Genomic DNA, 25047 nt, shown 5'->3' with positions numbered 1-25047 from the left:
CAGCGCCATGGAAAGCAGCAGCACCGGTACCGCCGCCGGCGGCGGTCGACGTCAGGCCACCCGGCAGAAGCTCTACGAAGCGGCCGTCACCCTCATCGCCGAGCAGGGCTTCTCCGCGACCACGGTCGACGAGATCGCCGAACGGGCGGGCGTGGCCAAGGGCACCGTCTACTACAACTTCGCGAGCAAGAACGACCTCTTCGAGGAGCTGCTGCGGCACGGGGTGGGGCTGTTGACCGTCTCGCTGCGGACGGCGGCGGAGGAGACGGAGGCGCGCGGCGGCACCCGGATCGAGGCGCTCGACGCGATGATCCGCGCGGGCCTGGTCTTCATCGACCGGTACCCGGCCTTCACCCAGCTGTACGTCGCCGAACTCTGGCGGACCAACCGCACGTGGCAGTCCACGCTGATGGTGGTCCGCCGCGAGGCGGTGGCGGTGGTGGAGGACGTCCTGCGGGAAGGGGTCGAGCGGGGCGAGCTCAGCGCCGAGATCGACGTGCCGCTGACGGCGGCCGCGATGGTGGGCATGGTGCTGGTGGCCGCGCTGGACTGGCAGTCCTTCCAGAGCGAGCGGTCCCTGGACGACGTCCACTCGGCGCTGTCGCTGCTGCTGCGCGGCCGGGTGAGCGGCAGCCGCTGACCCCCGGTCGGCGGTGCCGCCGGGGGACGGTCCCGGCATAGAACTGAGTATCCGTACCCAGCCCTCCGGATGAGTACGAGTACGGACCGGGCCCTCGTCCCTCGCCGGGATCCGGGGGACCCGGCGCGACACGAACGCCGGTGCGGCGGGGCTCGGGGGGAACGAGCCCGGCCGCACCGGCGTTTTCGCGTACTTCCGTCCGGGGCCGACCCCGAGGGGCCGGCGGCCCCGGCTCAGCCCCGGTCGCGCAGCGGGAGCCGGATCCGACCGGACAGCGCCGCGCCCCGGGCGGTCACGCCCGACCAGCGGGTCGAAGCGGCCCAGGAGAGCCGAACCAGGGAACGGGGCAGCAACAGGGCCCGTACCCGGGTGCCCCGCGACACGGTCGCGAGCAGCGCGGCACTCGCCAGCAGGACGTCGTCCGCCAGACCCTCGTACGAGGTGTCCGCGCCCGGCGGGGCGTACAGCGCCCGTTCCACCGCGCCCGCGACCCGGTGCACGGCCTGCGCCGCCTCGTCCTCCAGCCGGCCCAGGACGACCACCCGCCCCGCCGCCCGGCGGGGGGACAGGGCCTCGTCCGGCGGGATGTTCACGTCCCAGGCCGCGTCGCCCAACTCGCGCCAGGCGAGCAGCACGTCGCCGGCCGCCAGCCGCCGCGTCCGGATCCTGCGCCGCCACAGCAGCGGCAGCAGCGGCAGACCCAGGACGAGGACCCCTGCGGCCGTCCAGCCCAGGACCGACAGCGGCGTCACCCCACCGTCGGAGTTCCCGCCCTGCGAGAGCACGGGCCCGCCGCACTCGCCGAGCTTCTTCAGCTCCGGCGGGCAGTCCTCCGCCTTCGACGGGGCCGCCGAAGGCGCCGACGCGCCCGGCGAGGGCAGCGCCGCCGGGGCGGACGGCTGCGCGGTCGGCTGCGCGGCCCGGCTGTAGTCCGGTACCGAGATGCCGGACCGGGGGGTCGGCTCGAACCGGGTCCAGCCCACGCCCTCGAAGTACAGCTCGGGCCACGCGTGCGCGTCCCGCAGCGACACGTTCACGCTGCCGTCGGCCTGCTTGGAGCCCGGGGTGAAGCCGACCGCGACCCGCGCCGGGATGTTCAGCGAGCGGGCCATCGCCGCCATCGAGAACGAGAAGTGGACGCAGAAGCCCTCCTTGTCGTTCAGGAACCGGGCGATGGCCTGCGAACCCGAACCGGAGCTCACCGTGGTGTCGTAGCGGAACCCGCCGCTCACCGCGAAGAAGTCCTGGAGCCGGACCGCCCGCGCGTAGTCGTCCGTCGCGCCCCGGGTGACCTTCCGGGCCGTCTCGGCGACGACCGGCGGCAGGTTGGGCGGCAGCTTCGTGTACTCGGACCGGACCGCGGGGTCCGGTTCGGGGGCGTCGCGCAACTGCGAGGCCGTCGGCTGGAGCAGCAGGCTGCGCACCGTGTACTGGGCGCCCTGCACGTTCTGGAAGCGGTCCTTGCCCAACTGGTCCCCGACCAGGGTCCGGCCGGCCGGCTCGAACCGCCACTTCCCGCCGATGTCCACCTGCGTCGCCGGGTACGGCATCGGCAGGTAGCGCTGCGCGTACGTCTGGGCCGCCGACACGGTCGTCCGCACCTCGGCCGCGTTCTGGCGCACCTCACCGCCGAGACCCTGCGGGTTCGGCAACCTCTCCGGCACATCCGTCAGGGGACGCCCGGAGGCCTCCCACTTGACCCCGTTGAACTCGTCGAGCGCGAGGATGCGCAGGTACTGCTCGGACTGCTGGGGACTGTCCGTGCGGTACCGCAGCACCACCCGGTTGTCCTGCGCGTTCAGGCTGCCCTGGAGCGACACCAGCGGGTTCACCGCCGAGATCGTCCCGCCGCCCGCGCCGTTGCCCGCGCCGCCGTCGTCCCCGGAGCCCAGCATGCCGCCGCCGAGCGACGGCAGCACCGCCGGCACGGCCAGCGCCAGACCGAGCGTGACCACACCGATCCGTCGGCCGGTGCGCACCGGGGCCACGGCGCGGGTGCCGTCCTTGCCGCCCCCGTATCCGGAAGCGGCCGAGACGCGCCCGCCCGGCGCCGCGCCGAAGACCCGGCCCCACTGCGCGAGCCGGTCCCGCCCCTCGGTCAACAGCAGCATCAGGAAGCCGCAGCCCGCCAACAGGAAGGAGAACCAGGCGCCGCCCTGACCGGCCGACAGCCCGGCGGCCACCGAGTACAGCGCCAACAGCGGCAGCCCGGCCGCCGCGGCCGTCCGCATCGTGACGGCCAGCATGTCCACCAGCAGACCGATCAGCAGCACCCCGGAGAGCAGCAGCAGCCGGATGCCGTCCGTCAGCGGCGCCGGTATGGCGAACTCGCCGACATCGCGCACCCCCTGCCGGAACAGCGACCCGAAGTCCGTGAGCAGGTAGCCCGACAGCCCGCCGGAGGGCGACTCGGCCTTCCCCGCGAAGAGGAAGGCGAGCAGCAGCAGTGTCACCAGGAGCTGCGCCGCCACCGTCAGTGACCGCGCCAGCGGGATCCGCCGGGCCCCGGCCCCCACGGCGCTCTGCACGCCGAGCAGTACCGCCGCCTGCACCAGCCAGCCGGAGGACTCCACCAGCGGGGCCAGCGACCAGGAGGTCAGCAGTGTGGCCAGCATCGCGAAGAGCGTCAGTCGTGCGCGCCCGCTCATCCCCAACCTCCGGAAGTCGCCGTGCCGAGCGGAGCGTTCCCGGCCTGCCGCCACAGATCGCCGAAGGCCACCCCGGGCGGGGCGGCCAGTGTCGTCCAGCCCGCGTCGCGCAGCCGGCCCAGCCGTGTCTCGACCCGCGAGGGCCCGCCCGCCCAGGCCGCGGAGTCCAGCACGAACGCCACCGCGCCCCCGCTGCGCTGCCGCATCCTGCTCGCCATCTCGGTCTGTACGTCGTCCAGGTCGCCGAGGAAGGCGATGAGGAGCCCGTCGGAGCCCGCCCCGCCGAAGCCCCCGCCCGCTCCGCCGCCGCGGAGCGCGTCGTGGGCCTTGGACAGCCCGCTCTCGTCGGAGTGCCCGATGACCGCGAGGGTGTCCAGCATCAGCCCGGCCGCCTCGGCGGGATCGTGCCCGCCGGAGGAGAAGCCGCCGGCGGCGTCGCCGGGGACCGAGGTGCCGTTGTCGGTCAGCAGCCGCACCGAGAACCCCTGCTCCAGCAGGTGCACCAGGGTGGAGGCGGCCCCCGACACGGCCCACTCGAAGGCGGAGTCCGGGCCGGCGCCCTGGTAGGCGTCCGCCCGGGTGTCGAGCAGGACCGTGGCCTTGATGCGCTGGGGCTGCTCCTCGCGGCGCACCATCAGCTCGCCGTAGCGGGCGGTGGAGCGCCAGTGCACCCGACGCAGGTCGTCGCCGCGCCGGTACTCGCGCGGGATCACGTCGTCGTCCCCGGCCAGGGCCAGGGAGCGGCGGCTGCCGTCGCCGTGGCCGTTGGCCTCGCCGGTCAGGCGGACCGCGGGCAGGGCCTCGGTGCGCGGGATGACGGTGAGGGTGTCGTACGTGCTGAAGGAACGGGTCAACTCGACCATCCCGAAGGGGTCGGTCAGCCGGAGCTGGAGCGGGCCCAGCGGGTAGCGGCCGCGCAGGTCGGAGCGGACCCGGTAGGACACCTCGCGGCGCCCCCCGGGTTCGACCCGGTCCAGGACGAAGCGGGGCCGGGGCCCCAGCACGTACGGCACCCGGTCCTGGAGCATCAGCAGCCCGGTGGGCATCCTGGAGGTGTTGTCCATGCGCAGCTGCACCCTGGCCTCACCGCCCGCGGGCACCCGGCCCGGGGTCAGCCGGCGGCTGCCGGAGACCCGGTGGCGGGTGCGGTGCAGGGCGACGACACAGATCAGGGGGAGCAGGGCCAGCAGCAGGCCGACCCGGAGCAGCTCGCCCTGTCCGAGTACGTACGCGCACGCGGCGGCCGCGATCCCGGCGGCCAGGAACGAGCGGCCGCGCGTGGTCAGTCCCGACAGCGAGGCGCGCAGACCGGTCCCGCCCCGCCCCGCGCCACCGGCGCCGCTCGGGGCACCGGCGCTCATCAGAAGCCCCGGATGCCCGCGCCGGGCGGCATCTCGCCGCGTGCGTGCGCGGCCGGCACGGGGGTGCGCTGGAGGATGTCGGCGACGACCTGCTCGGCGGTCCGCCGGTTCAGCTGGGCCTGCGCGGTCGGCAGCAGCCGGTGCGCGAGGACCGGGGCGGCCAGCGCCTGGACGTCGTCGGGCAGGACGTAGTCCCGGCCGGCCAGCGCGGCGGACGCCTTCACGGCGCGCAGCAGGTGCAGGGTGGCGCGGGGCGAGGCGCCCAGGCGCAGGTCCGGGTGGCTGCGGGTGGCGGAGACCAGGTCGACCACGTAGCGGCGCACGGGCTCGGCCACGTACACCTCGCGGACGGCCTCTATCAGCTTGACGATGTCGTGGGCGTGCGCGACGGCCTGCAGGTCGTCCAGCGGGGAGAGCCCGCCGTGCACGTCCAGCATCTGGAGCTCGGCCTCCGGGCTGGGGTAGCCGACCGAGACGCGGGCCATGAAGCGGTCGCGCTGGGCCTCGGGGAGCGGGTAGGTGCCCTCCATCTCCACCGGGTTCTGGGTGGCGACCACCATGAAGGGGGTCGGCAGCGTGTAGGTCGTGCCGTCGATGGTGACCTGGCGCTCCTCCATCGACTCCAGCAGCGCGGACTGGGTCTTGGGGGAGGCGCGGTTGATCTCGTCGCCGATGACGATCTGGGCGAAGATCGCGCCGGGCTTGAACTCGAACTCGCGGCGCTGCTGGTCGTAGATGCTGACGCCGGTGATGTCGGACGGCAGCAGGTCCGGCGTGAACTGGATGCGCTGCACCGAGCAGTCGATGGACTTGGCGAGCGTCTTGGCCAGCATGGTCTTGCCGACGCCGGGCACGTCCTCGATCAGCAGGTGCCCCTCCGCGAGCAGGACCGTCAGCGCGAGACGGACGACCTCCGGCTTGCCCTCGATCACGCTCTCGACCGAGTGGCGGACCCGCTCCGCAGTGCTGGTCAGATCCGCGAGGCTCGCTCGGTCGTCATACGTGGTCACCTTGTTCTCCTCGGCCCTTGTTCCGGGCCGATCACGCTCTTGACGCATGAACCGGCCCACCCCGACACCTCTGCATCGCGAGAGTGCGGACGCCGGCCCGGGAACACTCCCGGGTGGCGTCACCCCGCATTCTTGACGGCGTTACGGCCTTGTGTCACTCAAGAGGCGGGATCGATCTCCCGCAGGAGCCCGGTGTGCACGTCGAAGACGAAGCCTCGCACATCGTCGCGGAAGGGCAGGAAGGGGTTCGTCCGAACCCGCTGCATGGACTGGCGCACGTCCTGGTCCACGTCCCGGAAGGCCTCGACGGCCCAGGCGGGGCGCTGGCCGACCTCGTCCTCCAGCTCGTGCCGGAAGTCCTCGGTCAGACTTTCGAGACCGCAGCCGGTGTGGTGGATGAGTATGACCGCGCGGGTGCCCAGCGCCCGCTGGCTGATGGTGAGCGAACGGATCGTGTCGTCGGTGACCACACCGCCCGCGTTGCGGATCGTGTGGCAGTCGCCCAGCTTCAGACCGAGGGCGGCGTGCAGGTCGAGGCGGGCGTCCATGCAGGCCACGACGGCGACCTGGAGCACCGGGCGGGCGTCCATACCGGGATCGCCGAACGCGGAGGCGTAGCGACGGTTCGCCTCGACCAGCCGGTCGGTGACGGACCCACCGGCGGACGCCTGGGCTGCGGATTCTGCGGGCAGGGATGCGGAAGTCGTCATGCCTAAGACGTTAATGGGCACCGCTGGGGGAGGCATGGAGTGAGGAGGGACAAAGAAGGTCAACCGGCCTTGTTGTGAGCTAACCCACAAGGGTGGGCAGGATGCGGCTGTTCGGGTGATTCGCGGCATTAGCGGGTTCCGTGCGAGCGGAGCGGACGGCGCGCCGGGCGGTTCGTTGACCGCGGGGACCGTTGCACTAAAGTGACGCGAACCGGCCGGAGCCCGGCCCTCACCGGCCGCCCGGCCCCCTGGTAAAACTCCGCGTGCGCGGCGCGGCGTACGCCTGCCGCGCCGTTATCTGAGAGGGCGCTTTGACTAGCGAGTCCCGACACGTCCCGGTGATGCTCCAGCGGTGCCTGGACCTGTTGGCCCCGGCGCTGGAGAGGCCGGGGGCCGTCGTAGTCGACTGCACCCTCGGTCTCGGCGGCCACAGCGAGGCCCTGCTGACCCGGTTCCCCGAGGCCCACCTGATCGGCCTCGACCGCGACAAGGAGGCCCTGCGGCTCTCCGGGGAGCGCCTCGCGCCCTTCGGCGACCGGGCCACCCTCGTCCACGCGATCTACGCCGACCTGGCCGAGGTGCTCGACGGACTGCGCATCCCCGCGGTCCAGGGCATCCTCTTCGACCTGGGCGTCTCCTCGATGCAGCTGGACGAGGCCGACCGAGGGTTCGCGTACGCCCAGGACGCCCCGCTCGACATGCGCATGGACCAGACGACCGGCATCAGCGCCGCCGAGGTCCTCAACACCTACGCCCCCGGCGAGCTGGTCCGCATCCTGCGCCAGTACGGCGAGGAGAAGCAGGCCAAACGCATCGTCTCCGCCGTGGTCCGGGAGCGGGAGAAGGAACCCTTCACCAACAGCGCCCGGCTGGTCGAACTGATCCGCGACTCGCTGCCCCAGGCGGCGAAGCGCACCGGCGGCAACCCGGCCAAGCGCACCTTCCAGGCGCTGCGCATCGAGGTCAACGGCGAGCTGTCCGGCCTGGAGCGGGCCATCCCCGCGGCCGTGGACCGGATCGCGGTCGGCGGCCGGATCGCGGTGCTGTCGTACCACTCGCTGGAGGACCGGCTGGTCAAGCAGGTCTTCGCGGCGGGCGCCGCCTCCACCGCGCCCCCCGGACTGCCGGTGGTGCCGGAGAAGTACCAGCCCAAGCTCAAACTCCTCACGCGCGGCGCCGAGCTCCCCACGGAGGAGGAGATCGCCGAGAACCGGCGGGCGGCTCCCGCCCGGTGCCGCGGAGTCGAACGGATCCGCGAGGCGCGACTGTGATCAAGCGCGGAGGACGGCTGCGGCCCGGCGTCGCCGCCGGCGCCGGAGCGGGGAGCGGAGCGGGTCAGGCGGCCCGGATGCCGTTCGTGCTGTTGGTCGTCGCCCTGCTGGGCGGCGGCCTGATCAGCCTGCTGTTGCTGAACTCCGCGCTGAACCAGGGCTCCTTCCAGCTCACGCAGCTGAAGAAGGAGACCCTCGTGCTGACCGACGAGGAGCAGGCACTCCAGCGGGACGTGGACGGCTACTCGGCCCCCGACGCGCTCCAGCGACGGGCGCACGAACTGGGCCTGGTGCCGGGCGGCAGCCCCGTCTTCATCGGCCCGGACGGGAAGGTCGCGGGCACCGCCTCGCAGGCGCAGGCGCCGCCCCCGCCGTCCCCCGCGCCGGTCGCGCAGCCCGCGGTGTCCGCAGCGCCCTCCGGCGCCCCGTCCGCCGCGACGAGCGGGCCGCCCGCGCCGAACCCGTCCGCGGCGAGCGGGACCCCCCAGCCCAGCCAGACCCCTGGAAGGTGACGTCGTGACGCGGACCCCCGCGGGGCTTCCCCCCAGCCCGCCCCCGCCTCGTACGCCGGGCGGCGCCCCGGCCGGAGCCGCCGTCCGAGCCGTGCCGGCGGTGGCCGCGTGAGCCCCCAGGAGCCGCCCCGGCGGCGGGTGCCGGGCCCCGGCCGGCCCCGGCCCACCGGCGGTGACCGGGCCAGGGCCACGGCGCGTCCCGCGTCCCGCCCCGCCACTCGCAGGCCGGTCCCGGCCCGCACGGCCCACACCATCAGGCTCGGGAACCCCAAACCCCGCCTGCGCCTCGTCGGCGTCGGACTGACCCTGGTCATGATCGCCTTCGTGGTGCGGCTGCTCCAGGTACAGGCCGTCGACGCCTCCGCCTACTCCGCCAAGGCCTCCGAGAACCGCTTCACCAGCTACACCCTTGCCGCCGAACGCGGGGAGATCACCGACCGCAAGGGCGTGGCACTGGCCACGAGCGTCGACGCGTACGACATCACCGCCGACCCGAAGATGTTCACCGCGCAGGAGAGCAAGGCCCCGGACGCCCCCGCGCAGGCCGCGGCCCTCCTCGCGCCGATCCTCGGCAAGGACGCCAAGGAGATCGCCAAGCTCCTGGAGACGAAGAACTCCCGCTACGTCATCCTCGCCCGCCGCCAGACCCCCCAGGTCTGGAACCAGATCAAGGACCTCAAGAAGGTCTTCGCGGACAAGGCGGCCGCCGACAAGCGCAACAACGGCCCCGGCGCCAACGTCATCGCGGGCGTGTTCAAGGAGGACAGCAGCAAGCGCGTGTACCCGAACGGCGACCTCGCCGCCGGGATACTGGGTTACGTCAACGCCGAGGGCAAGGGCGGCGGCGGCCTGGAGTCCTCCCTCGACAAGAAGCTCTCCGGCAAGGACGGCAGCCTCACCTACGCCCAGTCCGGCGGCCGGCGCGTCCCCACCGCCGAGTCCAGCGAGAAGGCCGCGGTGCCCGGCGAGGACATCGAGCTGACCATCGACCGCGACATCCAGTGGGCCGCGCAGAGCGCCATCGCCGAACAGGTCGAGAAGTCCGGCGCCGACCGCGGCTACGTCGTCGTGCAGGACACCCGCACCGGCGAGGTGCTGGCCATGGCCAACGCCCCCGGCTTCGACCCCAACGACCTGTCGAAGGCCCGCTCCACCGCCATGGGCAACGCCGCCCTCCAGGACGTGTACGAGCCCGGCTCCACCGCCAAGGTGATGTCGATGGCCGCCGTCCTGGAGGAGAAGAAGGCCACCCCGGCGACCCCCGTCGAGGTCCCCAACCGCCTCCACCGCGGCGACCGCCTCTTCAAGGACGACGTGGACCACCCCACCTGGTACCTGACCCTCAACGGGGTGCTCGCCAAGTCCTCGAACATCGGCACCATCCTGGCCACCGGCCGGCTCGGCGCCACCCAGCCCGAGGCCAACAAGGTCCTGTACGGGTACCTGACCAAGTTCGGCATCGGGCAGCCCACCGGCCTGGACTACCCCGGCGAAACCCGCGGCATCCTCGCCAGGCCCGAGGCCTGGTCCACGTCCCAGCAGTACACGATCCCCTTCGGCCAGGGCCTGTCCCTCAACGCCGTCCAGGCGGCCTCCGTGTACTCCACCATCGCCAACGGCGGCGTCCGGATCGAGCCGACCCTGGTCCGCGGCAGCAGGGGACCCGACGGCCGCTTCACCCCGGCCCCCGCCCCCGAGCAGACCAAGGTGATCAGCCAGGGCACCGCCAAGACCCTCGCCGCCATGCTCGAATCCGTGGTCGACGACCAGGACGGCACCGGCACCAAGGCGCGCATCCCCGGCTACCGCGTCGGCGGCAAGACCGGCACCTCCAACCGCGTCGACCCGGCCACCGGCCGCTACAAGGGCTACACCGCCTCGTTCGCCGGCTTCGCGCCCGCCGACAGCCCGCGCGTCACCGTGTACTGCGCCATCCAGAACCCCACCAAGGGCAGCTACTTCGGCGGCCAGATCTGCGGACCCATCTACAAGAAGGTCATGGAGTTCGCCCTCAAGACCCTCCGGATCGCCCCCACCGGCACCGCCCCCGCCGGACTGCCGGTCACCTTCGAACCGGGCCCGCAGCCCGCACCGCAGCCCAGTACCCGGCCAGGCCCGCAGCCCGGCCAGTGAACCCGCCGCCCAGCCAGAAAAGCGTGAGGCACCATCAGTGACAACGATCACCCCCAAACCCGGGAACCAGTCGGCCACCGGCCCCGCGGCCGGGACCTCGCTTCGCGACGGGGCCACCGCGCCCGGTACGCTCACCGCCGTGTCCCACGCTGATCAGCCCAGAACCACCCGGAAAGACGCCCCGGCAGCGCCGCCGGGAGCGCCCCGCCCCGTGTCCGTGCGCCCCACCCCGCTGCCCGAGCTCGCGGCCCTGGTGGACCTCGAAGCCGCCGGCGAGCCGACGGGTCCGCGGATCACCGGCATCACGCACGACTCCCGTGCGGTGCGCCCCGGCGACCTCTACGCGGCCCTCCCCGGCGCCAAGGCGCACGGCGCGGACTTCGCGGCCCAGGCGGCCGCCCTCGGCGCCGCCGCCGTGCTGACCGATCCCGCCGGCGCCGAACGCGCCGCGGCGACCGGACTGCCGGTGCTCGCCGTCGCCGACCCGCGCGCCCGCATGGGAGAGCTCGCCGCCGCGATCTACGGCCGGCCGGGCGAGGCCCTCCTCCAGCTCGGCATCACCGGCACCTCCGGCAAGACCACCACCGCGTACCTGGTCGAGGGCGGCCTGCGCGCCGCCGGCCGGGCCACCGGCCTCGTCGGCACCGTCGAGATGCGCATCGGCGACGAACGCATCAAGTCCGAGCGCACCACCCCCGAGGCCACCGACCTCCAGGCCCTGTTCGCCGTCATGCGCGAACGCGGGGTCGAGGCCGTGGCCATGGAGGTCTCCAGCCACGCACTCGTGCTCGGCCGGGTCGACGGCTGCGTCTTCGACGTCGCCGTCTTCAACAACCTGAGCCCGGAACACATGGAGTTCCACTCCGACATGGAGGACTACTTCCAGGCCAAGGCGCAGCTCTTCACCGAGCGCCGAGCCCGCCTCGGAGTGGTGAACGCCGACGACGAGTACGGCCGCCGCCTCGCCAAGGAGGCGACGATCCCGATCGTCACCTTCTCGGCCACGGGCGACCCGGCCGCCGACTGGCGCGCCGAGGACGTGGTCCTGGGGGCCGCCGACTCCACGCTGACCCTCGTCGGCCCGGACGGACAGCGCGTACGCGCCACCGCACCGCTGCCCGGCCCGTTCAACGTCGCCAACACCGTCGCCGCGATCGTCACCCTCGCCGCCGCCGGCATCGACCCGCAGACCGCCGCCGACGGCGTCGCCGCGGTCCCCGGGGTGCCCGGCCGGCTGGAACGCGTCGACGCGGGACAACCGTTCCTCGCCGTCGTCGACTACGCCCACAAGACCGACGCCGTCGAATCGGTGCTGCGCGCCCTGCGCGAGGTCACCGAGGGCCGGCTGCACATCGTGCTCGGCTGCGGCGGTGACCGCGACACCACCAAGCGGGCCCCGATGGGCGCCGCGGCCGCGCGGTTCGCCGACGTCGCCGTGCTCACCTCCGACAACCCGCGCTCCGAGGACCCCCTCGCCATCCTGGCCGCGATGTTCGAGGGCGCCGTGTCCGTGCCCCCCGCCGAACGCGGCGCCGTCCTCGTCGACGCCGACCGGGCCGCGGCCATCGCCGCGGCCGTCGCGAGCGCCCGGCCCGGTGACACGGTGCTGGTCGCGGGCAAGGGCCACGAACAGGGCCAGGACACCGCGGGCGTCGTACGCCCCTTCGACGACCGCGAGGTCCTGCGCGCGGCCATCGAGGCGCGCACCGAGGCCCCGCACCACGCAACCACGCAGGCCGAGGTGAACCAGTGATCGCCCTTTCCCTCGCCGAGATCGCCGACATCACCGGCGGGCGGCCCCACGACATACCGGATCCGGCGGTGCGGATCAGCGGGGCCGTGGTCATCGACTCCCGTCAGGTGGAGGCCGGCAGCCTGTTCGCCGCCTTCCAGGGCGAGCACGTCGACGGCCACGACTACGCGGAGCGCGCGGTCGCGGCCGGCGCCACCGCCGTCCTCGCCGCCCGCCCCGTCGGCGTACCCGCGATCGTCGTCCCCGACGTGGAGAAGGCGCTCGGCGCCCTCGCCCGCGCCGTCGTCGAACGCCTCGGCACCGACGTGGTGGCCCTGACCGGCTCGGCCGGCAAGACCTCCACCAAGGACCTCATCGCCCAGGTGCTGCAACAGCACGCACCCACCGTGTGGACGCCCGGCTCCCTCAACAACGAGATCGGCCTGCCGCTCACCGCCCTCAAGGCCACCGAGGACACCCGGCACCTGGTGCTGGAGATGGGTGCCCGCGGGATCGGCCACATCGCCTACCTCACCGGCCTGACCCCGCCGCGCATCGGCCTGGTCCTCAACGTCGGCACCGCCCACATCGGGGAGTTCGGCGGCCGCGAGCAGATCGCCCAGGCCAAGGGCGAACTGGTCGAGGCCCTGCCGTCCGAGGCCGACGGGGGCGTCGCCGTCCTGAACGCCGACGACCCGCTCGTGCGCGCCATGTCCGCCCGCACGAAGGCCCGTACGGTCCTCTTCGGCGAGGCCGAGGACGCCGACGTCCGGGCCACGGACGTACGGATGACGGCCGGGGGAACGCCCGCCTTCACACTCCACACACCCTCCGGGTGCGGCGATGTGACCTTGCGGCTGTACGGTGAGCACCACGTGTCGAACGCGCTCGCCGCGGCCGCCGTCGCCCATGTACTGGGCATGTCCACTCCGGAGATCGCCACCGCGCTCTCCGGGGCGGGCACGTTGTCCCGGTGGCGGATGGAGGTCACCGAGCGAGCGGACGGCGTGACGATCGTCAACGACGCCTACAACGCGAACCCCGAGTCCATGCGGGCCGCTCTGCGCGCGCTTGCCGCGATGGGCGGCTCCGCGAGGGCCGACGGGGGACGCACGTGGGCGGTGCTCGGTCCCATGGCCGAGTTGGGTGACGCATCGCTGGCCGAGCACGACGCGGTGGGACGGCTCGCCGTCCGGCTCAACGTGAGCAGGCTCGTCGCAGTCGGGGGCAGGGAAGCGTCCTGGCTGCAACTGGGCGCATATAACGAGGGTTCGTGGGGTGAGGAGTCGGTGCTCGTGTCCGACGCGCAGGCGGCGGTCGACCTGTTGCGCAGTGAACTGCGCCCGGGTGACGTCGTGCTGGTGAAGGCTTCCAGGTCGATCGGCCTGGAGCGGGTCGCGCTTGCGTTGCTGGAGCGCGAGGGCGAGGTCGCCGACCGATGAGGCAGATTCTCTTCGCCGGTGTGATCGGTCTGTTCCTGACCCTCATCGGCACCCCTCTCCTGATCAAGCTGCTGGCCCGCAAGGGCTACGGCCAGTTCATCCGCGACGACGGCCCCCGCGGCCACGCCGGGAAGAAGGGCACACCCACCATGGGTGGCATCTCCTTCATCCTGGCGACGCTCATCGCGTACGCCCTGACGAAGGTCATCACCGGGGAAGAGGTGAGCTTCTCCGGACTGCTCGTCCTCTTCCTGATGGCCGGCATGGGACTGGTCGGCTATCTCGACGACTACATCAAGATCGTCAAGAGGCGCTCGCTCGGTCTGCGGGCCAAGGCCAAGATGTCCGGCCAGCTGATCGTCGGCATCGCCTTCGCGGTGCTCGCCCTCCAGTTCAAGGACTCGAAGGGGCTGACCCCGGCCTCGACCAAGCTGTCGTTCGTCACGGACTTCGGCTGGGCGCTCGGGCCGGTGCTGTTCGTCGTCTGGGCCCTGTTCATGATCCTGGCGATGTCCAACGGCGTGAACCTGACCGACGGCCTGGACGGACTGGCCACCGGCGCCGCCGTGATGGTCTTCGGCGCCTACACCTTCATCGGCGTCTGGCAGTACCAGGAGTCCTGCGCCAACGCGCAGACCCTGACCAACCCGGCCGCCTGCTTCGAGGTGCGCGACCCGCTGGACCTCGCGGTCGTCGCCTCCGCCCTCATGGGAGCCTGCTTCGGCTTCCTGTGGTGGAACACCTCGCCCGCCAAGATCTTCATGGGTGACACCGGTTCGCTGGCGCTCGGCGGCGCGCTCGCCGGCCTCGCCATCTGCTCCCGCACGGAGTTCCTGATGGCCCTCCTCGGCGGCCTCTTCGTGCTCATCACGATGTCGGTCGTCATCCAGGTCGGCTCCTTCAAGCTGACCGGCAAGCGCGTCTTCCGGATGGCGCCACTCCAGCACCACTTCGAACTCAAGGGGTGGTCCGAGGTCCTCGTGGTGGTCCGCTTCTGGATCATCCAGGGCATGTGCGTGATCGTGGGTCTCGGTCTCTTCTACGCGGGATGGGCAGCCGACAAGTGACCTCCTGGCACGGCAAGAACATCACCGTCGCCGGCCTCGGCGTGAGCGGCATCAGTGCCGCCCGCGCCCTGGCCGGCCTCGGCGCTTCGGTGACCGTCGTCGACGGCGGCGACAGCGAGGGCCACCGGGCCCGGGCGGCGGAGCTGGAGGCGGCAGGCATCTCCGTGCGCCTCGCGGACGCCACGACCCTGCCCGAGGGCACCGATCTGGTCGTCACCTCGCCCGGCTGGAAGCCCGACAGCCCGTTGTTCGCCGCGGCCGCCGAGGTCGGTGTCGAGGTCGTCGGGGACGTGGAGATCGCCTGGCTCCTGCGGGGCCCCGACGCGGCCCCCTGGCTCGCGATCACCGGCACCAACGGCAAGACGACGACCACCCAGATGCTCGCGTCGATCCTGCGGGCCGCGGGTCTCAAGACCGCGGCCGTCGGCAACATCGGCACCCCGATCATCGACGTGGTGACCGGCGGCGAGGCGTACGACGTCCTCGCCGTCGAGCTCTCCAGCTACCAGCTCCACTGGGCGCCCTCCGTGCGCGCCCACTCGGCGGCCGTCCTCAACCTGGCCCCCGACCACCTCGACTGGCACGGCTCGATGGAGGCGTACGCCGCCGACAAGGGCCGCATCTACGAGGGCAACACGGTGGCCTGCGTCTACAACGTCGCCGACCGGGCCACCGAGGACCTCGTCGTGGAAGCCGACGTCGAGGAGGGCTGCCGGGCGATCGGCTTCACCCTCGGCGCCCCCGGCCCCTCCATGCTGGGCGTGGTCGACGGGATCCTGGTGGACCGGGCCTTCGTGGAGAACCGGCAGAAGAACGCCCAGGAACTCGCGCAGGTCGAGGACGTCAACCCGCCCGCCCCGCACAACATCGCCAACGCGCTCGCCGCGGCGGCCCTGGCCCGCGCCTTCGGCGTCGAACCGCGCGCGGTCCGCGACGGCCTGCGGGACTTCCGGCCGGACGCCCACCGGGTCGCGCACGTGGACGAGGTGGACGGGGTCACGTACATCGACGACTCCAAGGCCACCAACACCCACGCGGCGGAGGCCTCCCTGGCGGCCTTCGAGCCGGTCGTGTGGATCGCCGGCGGCCTCGCCAAGGGCGCGACCTTCGACGAGCTCGTGCGGAAGTCGGCCGCGCGTCTGCGGGCCGTGGTCCTGATGGGTGCCGACCGGGCCCTGATCGCGGACGCGCTGGCGCGACACGCCCCGCAGGTACCCGTCGTGGACCTCGACCGGACCGACACTGGGGCGATGCTCGCGGCGGTCCGGGAAGCGGCCCGTCTCGCCGAGCGCGGCGACACGGTCCTGCTGGCACCTGCCTGTGCCTCGATGGACATGTTCGCGAACTACAACGAGCGTGGGGACGCATTCGCCGACGCGGTGCGCGAACTGGCCGCCGAGAGCGCCTAGGTCGAACCAGGGCAGGTGTCCTTCCCGACCGGCTGCTCGCCTCGCACGAGTGGAGGGGAAGATCACAGATGCCGGCCAAGCAAGTACTGCCGGGGCGGCGGCCGTCCGCGGCGAAGGCCGTCAAGGCCGTCAAGGCGCAGGGGCGCAAGCGCCCGGTGATCGGTGGGAAGCGGCCCGGCGGGCGCGGGCCGCTCGCCGGGCTCCGGCGTACGCAACAGCAGTTGCGCAAAGCCTGGGACCGTCCGCTCACGGCGTATTACCTGATCTTCGGCAGCTCGCTGTTGATCACCGTGCTCGGCCTCGTGATGGTCTACTCGGCCTCCATGATCAAGGCGCTCCAGCTCGGCCTGGGAGACGCGTACTTCTTCAAGAAGCAGTTCCTCGCGGCCGTCATCGGCGCCGTCCTGCTGCTGGCCGCCTCCCGCATGCCCGTCAAGCTCCACCGGGCCCTGTCCTACCCGGTGCTGGCCGGGACCCTCTTCCTGATGGTCCTGGTACAGCTCCCCGGGATAGGAGTGTCGATCAACGGCAACCGGAACTGGCTCTCCCTGGGCGGCCCGTTCATGCTCCAGCCCAGCGAGTTCGGCAAACTGGCGCTGATCCTGTGGGGGGCCGACCTGCTGGCCCGCAAGGGCGACAAGGGGCTGCTGAGCCAGTGGAAGCACCTGCTGGTGCCGCTGGTCCCGGTCGCCTTCCTGCTGCTCGGACTCATCATGCTCGGCGGCGACATGGGCACCGCGATGATTCTCGGGGCCATCCTCTTCGGCCTGCTCTGGCTGGCGGGCGCGCCCACCCGGATGTTCGTGGGCGTTCTCGCGTTCGCGGGTGTGATCATCGCACTGCTGATCAGGACGAGTCCGCACCGGATGGACCGGCTCGCCTGCCTCGGTGCGACAGAACCGGGCAAGAACGACCTTTGCTGGCAGGCCGTCCACGGAACCTACGCCCTCGCGTCCGGGGGATGGTTCGGTTCCGGGCTGGGTGCCAGTGTGGAAAAATGGGGCCAACTGCCGGAAGCCCACACCGACTTCATCTTCGCCATCACCGGCGAGGAACTGGGTCTGGCGGGGACGCTGTCGGTGCTCGCCCTGTTCGCGGCTCTAGGCTATGCGGGTATCCGCGTGGCCGGACGCACGGAGGACCCCTTCGTACGGTATGCCGCGGGAGGCGTGACCACATGGATCACGGCGCAGGCCGTGATCAATATCGGTGCGGTGCTCGGCCTGTTGCCGATCGCCGGGGTCCCGCTCCCGCTGTTCTCCTACGGAGGGTCGGCCCTGCTGCCGACCATGTTCGCGGTCGGACTGCTCATCGCCTTCGCGCGTGAGGAGCCGGCGGCGCGCGCGGCACTCGCGATGCGGCAGCCGAAGACCGGCCGGCCGCGGATCGGGCTGAGATGGAAGTCGATGAGACGGCGCGTCAAGAAGCGTCCGTCCGGAGAGCGGTGAATTTCGGTGCATGTCGTACTCGCCGGTGGGGGGACCGCCGGCCACATCGAGCCGGCGCTCGCCCTCGCGGACGCCCTGCGCAGGCAGGACCCTTCAGTGGGCATCACCGCCCTCGGCACGGAGCGCGGACTGGAAACCCGCCTGGTGCCGGAACGCGGCTACGAGCTGGGCCTGATCCCCGCCGTACCGTTGCCCCGCAAGCCCACCCCTGAGCTGATCACCGTCCCGGGACGGCTGCGCGGCACCATCAAGGCGGCCGAGGAGATCCTCACGCGCACCAAGGCCGACTGCGTGGTCGGCTTCGGCGGCTACGTGGCGCTGCCCGGCTACCTGGCCGCCAAGCGGCTCGGGGTGCCGATCATCGTCCACGAGGCCAACGCCCGGCCCGGACTGGCCAACAAGATCGGCTCCCGGTACGCGCACGCCGTCGCCGTGTCCACCCCGGACAGCAAGCTGCGGGGGGCCCGCTACGTGGGCATCCCGCTGCGACGGTCCATCTCGACCCTGGACCGGGCCGCCGTGCGCCCCGAGGCGCGCGCCGCGTTCGGCCTGGACCCCAACCTGCCGACGCTGCTGGTCTCCGGCGGCTCGCAGGGCGCACGGCGCCTCAACGAGGTGATCCAGCAGGTCGCTCCGACCCTCCAGCGCTCCGGGATCCAGATCCTGCACGCCGTCGGGCCGAAGAACGAACTGCCGCGTGTCGACAACATGCCCGGGATGCCGCCTTATGTGCCGGTACCGTACGTGGACCGGATGGATCTCGCGTACGCCGCCGCCGACATGATGCTGTGCCGCGCGGGTGCGATGACCGTCGCCGAACTCTCCGCCGTCGGGCTGCCCGCCGCCTACGTACCGTTGCCGATCGGCAACGGTGAACAGCGGCTCAACGCCCAGCCGGTGGTCAAGGCCGGCGGCGGCCTGCTCGTGGACGACGCGGAGCTGACGCCCGAATGGGTGCTCAGTCAGGTCCTCCCGGTGCTCGCCGACCCGCACCGCCTCTACGAGATGTCCCGCGCCGCCGCCGAGTTCGGCCGCCGGGACGCCGACGACCTGCTCGTCGGCCTGGTCTACGAGGCCATCGCCGCACGCAGAGCCCGCTGAGGCGGGAGCACTGACCCAGGAGGCACAGGAGTGGCCGGAGCGACGACCGCACAGCGCGGGACACCCGGTTCCGACGGGGACGCCCGCAAGGGCAGGAACCCCGGCCCTCCCAAGCCGGGCAGGCGTCCCAAGCCGTCGAAGGGATCCGGCCCGCGGGGGCCCGGCGTCAAACGGCGCCGGGTCCTCGTACTGGCCTCCCTGGCCGGCGCGGTGCTCCTCGCCGCCGGCGGCACCTGGGTGCTCTACGGGTCCTCCTGGCTCCGCGTCGAGAAGGTCACCTCCACCGGCACCGAGGTGCTCACGTCACGGCAGGTGGTGTCGGCCGCGGCCGTCCCGGTCGGCGCGCCGCTGGTGAGCATCGACACGGACGAGATCGCGAGCCGGCTGCGCGAGCGGCTGCCCCGCATCGATTCGGTCGATGTGGCGCGGTCGTGGCCGCGTGGAATCAGCCTGAAAGTGACGGAACGCAAACCCGTGCTGCTCATCAAGAAGGGCACGGACTTCGTCGAAGTGGACTCTTCGGGTGTGCGATTCGACACGGTTGCGAAAGCACCCGGAGGCGTTCCCGTCCTCGAATTGGCAGCGGAACGGTCACCCAGCGCCCGTCGTTTCGACGAGCAGCGGCTGCTGCGCGAGGCGGTGGACATCGCGGGCGGCCTCCCCGAGGCCGTCGCGAAGGAGACGTTGCAGGTCAGGGTGGAGTCGTACGACTCGGTCGTGCTGGCGCTCACCAAGGGGCGAACCGTGGTGTGGGGAAGCGGCGAACTGGGTGAAGCGAAAGGGCGGGCGCTGACCGCCCTGCTGAAGGCCTCGCCCAAGGCTGACCACTTCGACGTGAGTGTCCCCACCGCCCCGGCGGTGTCCGGGAGTTGACGTCGAGTCGAACAGCGACGCACCCTGGTTGGCCAGCGATACGGGTGATCACATAGGGTGAAAAGAAAAACGGGAGGTTCGGCGTGTTCGTTGAACACGCGCTACTTGTCGACTTAGTGTCCTGTTCGGAGAGTCCAAGGAACAGACACACTCATAACCCTAAACTTCAGGGTTAGGGTTCGGGTCGGCGTGTACGAACCGGCCCAATTTCGGCATCAGTCGTCGCAACGCAGGCCCGCGAGGCGGCGACACGTAACTCGAGGCGAGAGGCCTTCGACGTGGCAGCACCGCAGAACTACCTCGCAGTCATCAAGGTCATCGGTGTCGGCGGCGGTGGTGTCAATGCCATCAACCGAATGATCGAGGTCGGTCTCAAGGGCGTCGAGTTCATCGCCATCAACACGGACGCCCAAGCGCTGTTGATGAGCGACGCCGACGTCAAGCTCGACGTCGGCCGTGAACTCACCCGGGGCCTCGGCGCCGGCGCCAACCCGGCCGTCGGCCGGAAGGCGGCAGAGGACCACCGCGAGGAGATCGAGGAGGTCCTCAAGGGGGCCGACATGGTCTTCGTCACCGCCGGTGAAGGCGGCGGAACCGGCACGGGCGGCGCACCTGTCGTCGCCAACATCGCGCGCTCCCTGGGAGCCCTGACGATCGGTGTGGTCACCCGACCGTTCACCTTCGAGGGCCGGCGCCGCGCGAACCAGGCGGAGGACGGCATCGCCGAGCTCCGCGAAGAGGTCGACACCCTCATCGTCATCCCCAACGACCGCCTGCTGTCCATCTCGGACCGCCAGGTCAGCGTGCTCGACGCCTTCAAGTCGGCCGACCAGGTCCTGCTGTCCGGCGTCCAGGGCATCACCGATCTCATCACCACCCCCGGCCTGATCAACCTCGACTTCGCGGACGTCAAGTCCGTGATGTCCGAGGCCGGCTCCGCCCTCATGGGCATCGGCTCGGCCCGCGGCGACGACCGCGCCGTGGCCGCGGCCGAGATGGCGATCTCCTCGCCCCTGCTGGAGGCGTCCATCGACGGCGCCCGCGGCGTGCTGCTCTCCATCTCCGGTGGCTCGGACCTCGGTCTCTTCGAGATCAACGAGGCCGCGCAGCTGGTGAGCGAGGCCGCGCACCCCGAGGCGAACATCATCTTCGGCGCCGTCATCGACGACGCGCTCGGTGACGAGGTGCGGGTCACCGTCATCGCCGCCGGGTTCGACGGAGGACAGCCCCCGGCCCGCCGGGACAACGTCATCGGCGCGGCCTCCACCAAGCGCGAGGAGCCGGCCCCGGCACCGGTCCGCGCCGCCGAGCCGGTCCGCCCGGCCTTCGGCGGGCTCGGCTCGGTCACCCCGCGTGAGGAGCCCCAGGCTCCGGTCGAGCCGGAGCCGGCGAACGAGTTCCCGCCGCCGGCCCACGTCCCGACGGCCCGTCCGTACCAGGACAGCCCGGCGGAAGAGCTGGATGTCCCGGACTTCTTGAAGTGATCCTGGGACAGCACGACGAGAACGGCGCGCACTTCGCCTTCACCGACAGGTGGGGCGGGGTGAGCGCCGTTCCGTACGAGGAGCTCAATCTCGGCGGCGCGGTCGGAGACGACCCGGCCGCCGTTCGCGCGAACCGGGCGACCGCGGCGAAGTCCCTCGGCCTCGCTCCCGACCTGGTGATCTGGATGAACCAGGTGCACGGTCGGGACGTCGCGGTGGTGGACGGCCCGTGGGACGCCGACCGGGAGGCGATCCCCTCGGTGGACGCGGTGGTGACCGCCCGTCGCGGACTGGCCCTGGCGGTGCTCACGGCCGACTGCGTGCCGGTCCTGCTGGCCGACCCGGTCGCCGGGATCGCGGGAGCGGCCCACGCGGGGCGGCCCGGGCTGGTCGCCGGGGTGGTGCCCGCCGCAGTCGAGGCGATGATCGCCCTCGGGGCCGACCCCGGACGGCTGGTCGCCCGTACGGGACCGGCGGTCTGCGGCCACTGCTACGAAGTGCCCGCCGAGATGCGGGACGCGGTCGCGGAAGTGGTGCCGGCGGCATGGGCCGAGACGAGCTGGGGGACACCGGCCGTGGACGTGGTCGCCGGCGTGCACGCACAGTTGGCGCGGGCGGGGGTGGCGAACGCCGACCGCTCCCCGGTCTGCACACTGGAGTCACGGGACCACTTCTCGTACCGCCGTGACCGGGTGACCGGGCGGCTTGCCGGATATGTCTGGTTGGACTGAGGGATGACGGATCGTAAGGCCGAGCTCGCGGCGAACCTCGCGCGGGTCGAGGAGCGCATCGCGGCGGCGTGCGCGGCGGCGGGGCGGGAACGGGAGGAGGTGACCCTCATCGTGGTCACCAAGACCTACCCGGCGAGCGACGTACGACTGCTGGCGGACCTGGGTGTCCGTCATGTTGCGGAAAATCGTGACCAGGACGCCGCCCCCAAGGCCGCGGCCTGCGCGGACCTGGCGCTCGACTGGCACTTCGTGGGCCAGTTGCAGACGAACAAAGTCCGTTCCGTGGCGGGATACGCGCGAGTGGTGCAGTCGGTCGACCGGCCGAAACTGGTCACCGCGCTCTCGGAGGCCGCCACGGCCGCCGGACGGGAACTCGGCTGCCTCGTGCAGATCGCCCTCGACGCCGAGTCGGGGGAGCGGGGGGCCCGGGGCGGGGCGGCGCCGGACCTCCTCCCGGAGTTGGCGGACCTCGTGGCGGCGGCGCCGGGACTGCGGATCGACGGCCTCATGACCGTGGCCCCGCTGGCGGGGCCGTACGCGGGTCGCGAACAGGCCGCCTTCGCGCGGCTGATGGAATTGTCATCCAGCCTGCGCGCCGACCATCCTGCTGCCACGATGGTGTCGGCGGGAATGAGCGCCGACCTGGAACAGGCGGTGCTGGCGGGTGCGACACATGTACGCGTCGGCACTGCGGTACTCGGCGCGAGACCCCGGCTCGGGTAACGTCGCGAAGAAAGTCGGACCACAGCAGAAAATATGGTCATTTCCGCAGATGAGCGGACAGACCACGTGGATCGCGGGCAGTTGGTGACTTTGGTGACACAGCGACTTTGGTGGCACGGCGACACCTGCGACAGGGCGATCCACCACAGAGCGGAGGACTCGGAGAATGGCCGGCGCGATGCGCAAGATGGCGGTCTACCTCGGCCTCGTGGAGGACGACCGGTACGACAACCCGGGGTACGACCCCGATGACGAGTTCGAACCCGAGCCGGAGCCGGAGCGGGATCGCCGGCGTCAGCAGCCCGCGCACCAACCGCCCGTAACGGACGAACCGGTACGAGCAGTACAGCCCCCGGCACAGCGGGAACCCATCCCGATGCCGGTGGAAAACGGACGTCCGGCGCGAATTGCCCCCGTGGCGTCCATCACACCTGACCGCACCAACCTGGAGAAGAACGCACCCGTGATCATGCCCAAGGTCGTCTCCGAGCGGGAGCCGTACCGCATCACGACGCTGCACCCCCGGACCTACAACGAGGCCCGTACCATCGGGGAACACTTCCGTGAGGGCACTCCGGTGATCATGAACCTCACGGAGATGGACGACACCGACGCGAAGCGTCTGGTCGACTTCGCGGCCGGCCTCGTCTTCGGTCTGCACGGCAGCATTGAACGCGTGACGCAGAAGGTGTTCCTGCTGTCTCCTGCTAACGTCGATGTCACGGCGGAGGACAAGGCCCGCATCGCGGAGGGCGGGTTCTTCAACCAAAGCTAGACCGATCCGTCAGACACGGGGCCGGGAACAGAGCGGGAGCAGGGGAGAGGGAAGCGCGGGATGGGCATCGCAATGGAAGTGGTCTACATCGCGCTGTCGTGTTTTCTGGGCATCCTGATCTTCCGACTGGTCATGGACTATGTGTTCCAGTTCGCACGTTCATGGACACCCGGCAAGGCGATGGTGGTCGTTCTGGAGGCCACCTACACCGCCACCGACCCACCACTCAAGCTTCTTCGGCGTTTCATTCCGCCGTTGCGTCTCGGGGGCGTGGCACTCGACCTGTCCTTCTTCGTTCTGATGATCATCGTTTACATCCTGATCACTTTCGCGCGCGCTGGTGCGAGCGGCCAGTGAACGATGTGCTTCCCCGCGAACCCGGGGACAGTCCCGATACGGTCTTGCCGACTGCCGACGACTACGTAGAGGTGAAGAAGACATGCCGCTGACTCCCGAGGACGTGCGGAACAAGCAGTTCACGACCGTCCGCCTGCGAGAAGGCTATGACGAGGACGAGGTCGACGCCTTCCTCGACGAGGTCGAGTCCGAACTGACGCGCCTGCTGCGCGAGAACGAGGACCTGCGCGCCAAGCTGGCCGCCGCCACACGCGCCGCCGCGCAGAACCAGCAGCAACAGGGCATGCGCAAGCCCGAACCCCAGGACCAGCGTGGCCCCGGTGGGCCCGGCGCACCCGTGCCCGCGGCCATATCCGGCCCGCCGCAGCAGCAGCAGCCGCAGATGGGCCCGCCCCAGCTGCCCGGCGGTCAGCCGCAGCTGCCCCCCGGCCCCGGTGGACAGGGCCAGCAGGGTCCCGGCCCGATGGGCGGCCCCATGCAGCAGCACAACATGGGTGGCCAGCAGCAGATGGGCCAGCCGCAGCAGATGCAGCAGCCCCAGCAGATGCAGCAGATGCAGCAGCAGTCCATGGGCGGCCAGAACCCGCTCGGCCAGCCGATGGGCCAGCAGATGCAGCCGATGGGGCAGCAGATGCAGCCCATGGGCCAGCAGATGCACCAGCAGCACCAGCAGCTCCCGCAGCAGGGCCCCGGTGGCGACAGCGCCGCCCGCGTCCTGTCGCTCGCGCAGCAGACCGCCGACCAGGCCATCGCGGAGGCCCGTTCCGAGGCCAACAAGATCGTCGGCGAGGCCCGTTCGCGCGCCGAGGGTCTGGAGCGGGACGCCCGTGCCAAGGCCGACGCGCTGGAGCGGGACGCGCAGGAGAAGCACCGCGTCGCGATGGGCTCCTTGGAGTCCGCCCGCGCCACGCTGGAGCGCAAGGTCGAGGACCTGCGAGGCTTCGAGCGTGAGTACCGTACGCGCCTGAAGTCCTACCTGGAGTCCCAGCTGCGTCAGCTGGAGACCCAGGCCGACGACTCGCTGGCCCCGCCGCGCAACCCGGCCGGTCCCGCGCTGCCGCCGTCGCCGTCCATGGCTCCGGCCGGTGCGATGGGGCAGTCGATGGGTGGCCCGTCCCCCATGGGCGGTCCCTCCCCGATGGGTGGCCCGTCCCCGATGAGCGGCCCGTCCTACGGTGGCCAGCAGCAGATGTCCCCGGCGATGACCCAGCCGATGGCTCCGGTGCGGCCTGCTGCTCCGCAGCCGATGCAGGCGCCGTCGCCGATGCGTGGCTTCCTGATCGACGAGGACGACAACTAGGCGCCGCCGCCGCGTCTGTCGGCAGTCTCTCGGGCCGGGCCCGGTTCCCCTCAGGGGGTACCGGGCCCGGCCCGTTTGCGTTTCCGTGTCCGGGCCGGTGCCGGTGCTCTGGGGCGGGGCGGGGGCGCTGCGCGGGGCCGGGTCCCTGGGCTCCGCCCAGACCCGCGCCTCAAACGCCGGCGGGGCTGGAGAGTGCCGGCGGAGCCGGGGGTGTTCGGCGGGGCGGGACCCCCGGGGCTCCGCCCCGGACCCCGCGCCTCAAACGCCGGCGGGGCTGGAGGTGTCCCGGCGGGGCTGGAGAGTGCCGGCGGGGCTGGAGG

At 71.9% G+C, this 25047-nt stretch carries 21 protein-coding genes; 17 read left to right on the top strand and 4 right to left on the bottom strand.

Annotated features, from left to right (window positions below):
• Positions 1 to 7 precede the first annotated feature (7 nt).
• Positions 8 to 640, top strand: a complete 633-nt coding sequence (locus tag ADK55_RS03895; protein ID WP_053676019.1) for a TetR/AcrR family transcriptional regulator — start codon at positions 8 to 10, stop codon at positions 638 to 640.
• A 233-nt stretch (positions 641 to 873) separates the two neighbouring features.
• Here ADK55_RS03895 and ADK55_RS03890 read toward each other — a convergent pair whose 3' ends face one another.
• The 4 genes from ADK55_RS03890 to ADK55_RS03875 all read right to left on the bottom strand — a co-directional run bounded on the left by ADK55_RS03890 (position 874) and on the right by ADK55_RS03875 (position 6405).
• Positions 874 to 3288, bottom strand: a complete 2415-nt coding sequence (locus ADK55_RS03890) for a transglutaminaseTgpA domain-containing protein (RefSeq protein WP_053676018.1) — start codon at positions 3286 to 3288, stop codon at positions 874 to 876.
• A complete protein-coding gene (locus tag ADK55_RS03885; RefSeq protein ID WP_053676017.1) occupies positions 3285 to 4649 on the bottom strand; it encodes a DUF58 domain-containing protein in 1365 nt (454 codons plus the stop codon). The genes ADK55_RS03890 and ADK55_RS03885 overlap by 4 nt, the downstream gene beginning before the upstream one ends.
• On the bottom strand, positions 4649 to 5659 hold the full coding sequence (locus ADK55_RS03880) for an AAA family ATPase (protein ID WP_053676016.1): 1011 nt from the start codon (positions 5657 to 5659) through the stop codon (positions 4649 to 4651). The genes ADK55_RS03885 and ADK55_RS03880 overlap by 1 nt, the downstream gene beginning before the upstream one ends.
• A 158-nt stretch (positions 5660 to 5817) precedes the next feature.
• A complete protein-coding gene (locus ADK55_RS03875; protein ID WP_078998449.1) occupies positions 5818 to 6405 on the bottom strand; it encodes a beta-class carbonic anhydrase in 588 nt (195 codons plus the stop codon).
• A gap of 305 nt (positions 6406 to 6710) precedes the next feature.
• Between ADK55_RS03875 and rsmH the strand changes: the two genes are divergently transcribed.
• The 16 genes from rsmH to ADK55_RS03795 all read left to right on the top strand — a co-directional run bounded on the left by rsmH (position 6711) and on the right by ADK55_RS03795 (position 24727).
• A complete protein-coding gene (gene rsmH, locus ADK55_RS03870; RefSeq protein ID WP_053676014.1) occupies positions 6711 to 7640 on the top strand; it encodes a 16S rRNA (cytosine(1402)-N(4))-methyltransferase RsmH in 930 nt (309 codons plus the stop codon).
• Between the two features lie 77 nt (positions 7641 to 7717).
• Complete coding sequence (locus ADK55_RS03865) at positions 7718 to 8152, top strand: hypothetical protein (protein WP_053676130.1); 435 nt, start codon at positions 7718 to 7720, stop codon at positions 8150 to 8152.
• 108 nt (positions 8153 to 8260) lie between these two features.
• Entirely contained in the window at positions 8261 to 10285 is a 2025-nt protein-coding gene (locus ADK55_RS03860) for a peptidoglycan D,D-transpeptidase FtsI family protein (RefSeq protein ID WP_159041275.1), read from the top strand.
• 37 nt (positions 10286 to 10322) lie between these two features.
• A complete protein-coding gene (locus ADK55_RS03855) occupies positions 10323 to 12038 on the top strand; it encodes a UDP-N-acetylmuramoyl-L-alanyl-D-glutamate--2,6-diaminopimelate ligase (protein WP_053676012.1) in 1716 nt (571 codons plus the stop codon).
• Positions 12035 to 13459 (top strand): UDP-N-acetylmuramoyl-tripeptide--D-alanyl-D-alanine ligase, encoded by a 1425-nt coding sequence (locus ADK55_RS03850; RefSeq protein WP_053676011.1) that lies wholly within the window; start codon positions 12035 to 12037, stop codon positions 13457 to 13459. Before ADK55_RS03855 ends, ADK55_RS03850 begins: the two co-directional genes overlap by 4 nt.
• The gene (gene mraY, locus ADK55_RS03845) at positions 13456 to 14526 is read left to right on the top strand and encodes a phospho-N-acetylmuramoyl-pentapeptide-transferase (RefSeq protein WP_053676010.1); all 1071 of its coding nucleotides are present in this window, start codon (positions 13456 to 13458) and stop codon (positions 14524 to 14526) included. Before ADK55_RS03850 ends, mraY begins: the two co-directional genes overlap by 4 nt.
• On the top strand, positions 14508 to 15935 hold the full coding sequence (gene murD, locus ADK55_RS03840; protein ID WP_053676009.1) for a UDP-N-acetylmuramoyl-L-alanine--D-glutamate ligase: 1428 nt from the start codon (positions 14508 to 14510) through the stop codon (positions 15933 to 15935). The genes mraY and murD overlap by 19 nt, the downstream gene beginning before the upstream one ends.
• A 68-nt stretch (positions 15936 to 16003) precedes the next feature.
• On the top strand, positions 16004 to 17383 hold the full coding sequence (gene ftsW / locus ADK55_RS03835; protein ID WP_053676008.1) for a putative lipid II flippase FtsW: 1380 nt from the start codon (positions 16004 to 16006) through the stop codon (positions 17381 to 17383).
• A gap of 6 nt (positions 17384 to 17389) precedes the next feature.
• Entirely contained in the window at positions 17390 to 18484 is a 1095-nt protein-coding gene (gene murG / locus ADK55_RS03830; protein WP_053676007.1) for an undecaprenyldiphospho-muramoylpentapeptide beta-N-acetylglucosaminyltransferase, read from the top strand.
• A 30-nt stretch (positions 18485 to 18514) separates the two neighbouring features.
• Positions 18515 to 19357 (top strand): cell division protein FtsQ/DivIB, encoded by an 843-nt coding sequence (locus tag ADK55_RS03825; protein WP_053676006.1) that lies wholly within the window; start codon positions 18515 to 18517, stop codon positions 19355 to 19357.
• Positions 19358 to 19635: 278 nt separating this feature from the next.
• Positions 19636 to 20841 carry a cell division protein FtsZ gene (gene ftsZ / locus ADK55_RS03820; RefSeq protein WP_053676005.1) on the top strand — a complete coding sequence of 402 codons (1206 nt, stop codon included), beginning with the start codon at positions 19636 to 19638 and terminating at the stop codon, positions 20839 to 20841.
• Positions 20838 to 21572 carry a peptidoglycan editing factor PgeF gene (pgeF, locus tag ADK55_RS03815; protein WP_078998446.1) on the top strand — a complete coding sequence of 245 codons (735 nt, stop codon included), beginning with the start codon at positions 20838 to 20840 and terminating at the stop codon, positions 21570 to 21572. Before ftsZ ends, pgeF begins: the two co-directional genes overlap by 4 nt.
• Positions 21573 to 21575: 3 nt before the next feature.
• Positions 21576 to 22295, top strand: coding sequence for a YggS family pyridoxal phosphate-dependent enzyme (locus ADK55_RS03810; protein WP_053676004.1), 720 nt, complete (start codon positions 21576 to 21578; stop codon positions 22293 to 22295).
• 166 nt (positions 22296 to 22461) lie between these two features.
• On the top strand, positions 22462 to 23070 hold the full coding sequence (locus tag ADK55_RS03805; RefSeq protein WP_053676003.1) for a cell division protein SepF: 609 nt from the start codon (positions 22462 to 22464) through the stop codon (positions 23068 to 23070).
• A 60-nt stretch (positions 23071 to 23130) separates the two neighbouring features.
• Complete coding sequence (locus ADK55_RS03800) at positions 23131 to 23427, top strand: YggT family protein (RefSeq protein WP_053676002.1); 297 nt, start codon at positions 23131 to 23133, stop codon at positions 23425 to 23427.
• Between the two features lie 82 nt (positions 23428 to 23509).
• Positions 23510 to 24727 (top strand): DivIVA domain-containing protein, encoded by a 1218-nt coding sequence (locus tag ADK55_RS03795; protein WP_053676001.1) that lies wholly within the window; start codon positions 23510 to 23512, stop codon positions 24725 to 24727.
• The last annotated feature ends 320 nt before the right edge of the window (positions 24728 to 25047 follow it).

The sequence above is a fragment of the Streptomyces sp. WM4235 genome (assembly GCF_001279725.1).
GTDB lineage: Bacteria > Actinomycetota > Actinomycetes > Streptomycetales > Streptomycetaceae > Streptomyces.
Note: the sequence above shows the minus strand (reverse complement) of the source record. Positions and strands in the feature narration are given on the sequence as shown.

Bases quoted from the DNA above. Each gene is read 5' to 3' on its own strand.
- ADK55_RS03865 (WP_053676130.1), top strand. From the start codon at position 7,718: ATGCCGTTCGTGCTGTTGGTCGTCGCCCTGCTGGGCGGCGGCCTGATC.
- ADK55_RS03895 (WP_053676019.1), top strand. From the start codon at position 8: ATGGAAAGCAGCAGCACCGGTACCGCCGCCGGCGGCGGTCGACGTCAG.
- ADK55_RS03805 (WP_053676003.1), top strand. From the start codon at position 22,462: ATGGCCGGCGCGATGCGCAAGATGGCGGTCTACCTCGGCCTCGTGGAG.
- ADK55_RS03810 (WP_053676004.1), top strand. From the start codon at position 21,576: ATGACGGATCGTAAGGCCGAGCTCGCGGCGAACCTCGCGCGGGTCGAG.
- ADK55_RS03890 (WP_053676018.1), bottom strand. From the start codon at position 3,288: ATGAGCGGGCGCGCACGACTGACGCTCTTCGCGATGCTGGCCACACTG.
- mraY (WP_053676010.1), top strand. From the start codon at position 13,456: ATGAGGCAGATTCTCTTCGCCGGTGTGATCGGTCTGTTCCTGACCCTC.
- ADK55_RS03875 (WP_078998449.1), bottom strand. From the start codon at position 6,405: ATGCCTCCCCCAGCGGTGCCCATTAACGTCTTAGGCATGACGACTTCC.
- ftsW (WP_053676008.1), top strand. From the start codon at position 16,004: ATGCCGGCCAAGCAAGTACTGCCGGGGCGGCGGCCGTCCGCGGCGAAG.
- murD (WP_053676009.1), top strand. From the start codon at position 14,508: ATGGGCAGCCGACAAGTGACCTCCTGGCACGGCAAGAACATCACCGTC.
- ADK55_RS03795 (WP_053676001.1), top strand. From the start codon at position 23,510: ATGCCGCTGACTCCCGAGGACGTGCGGAACAAGCAGTTCACGACCGTC.
- ADK55_RS03800 (WP_053676002.1), top strand. From the start codon at position 23,131: ATGGGCATCGCAATGGAAGTGGTCTACATCGCGCTGTCGTGTTTTCTG.
- rsmH (WP_053676014.1), top strand. From the start codon at position 6,711: ATGCTCCAGCGGTGCCTGGACCTGTTGGCCCCGGCGCTGGAGAGGCCG.
- ADK55_RS03885 (WP_053676017.1), bottom strand. From the start codon at position 4,649: ATGAGCGCCGGTGCCCCGAGCGGCGCCGGTGGCGCGGGGCGGGGCGGG.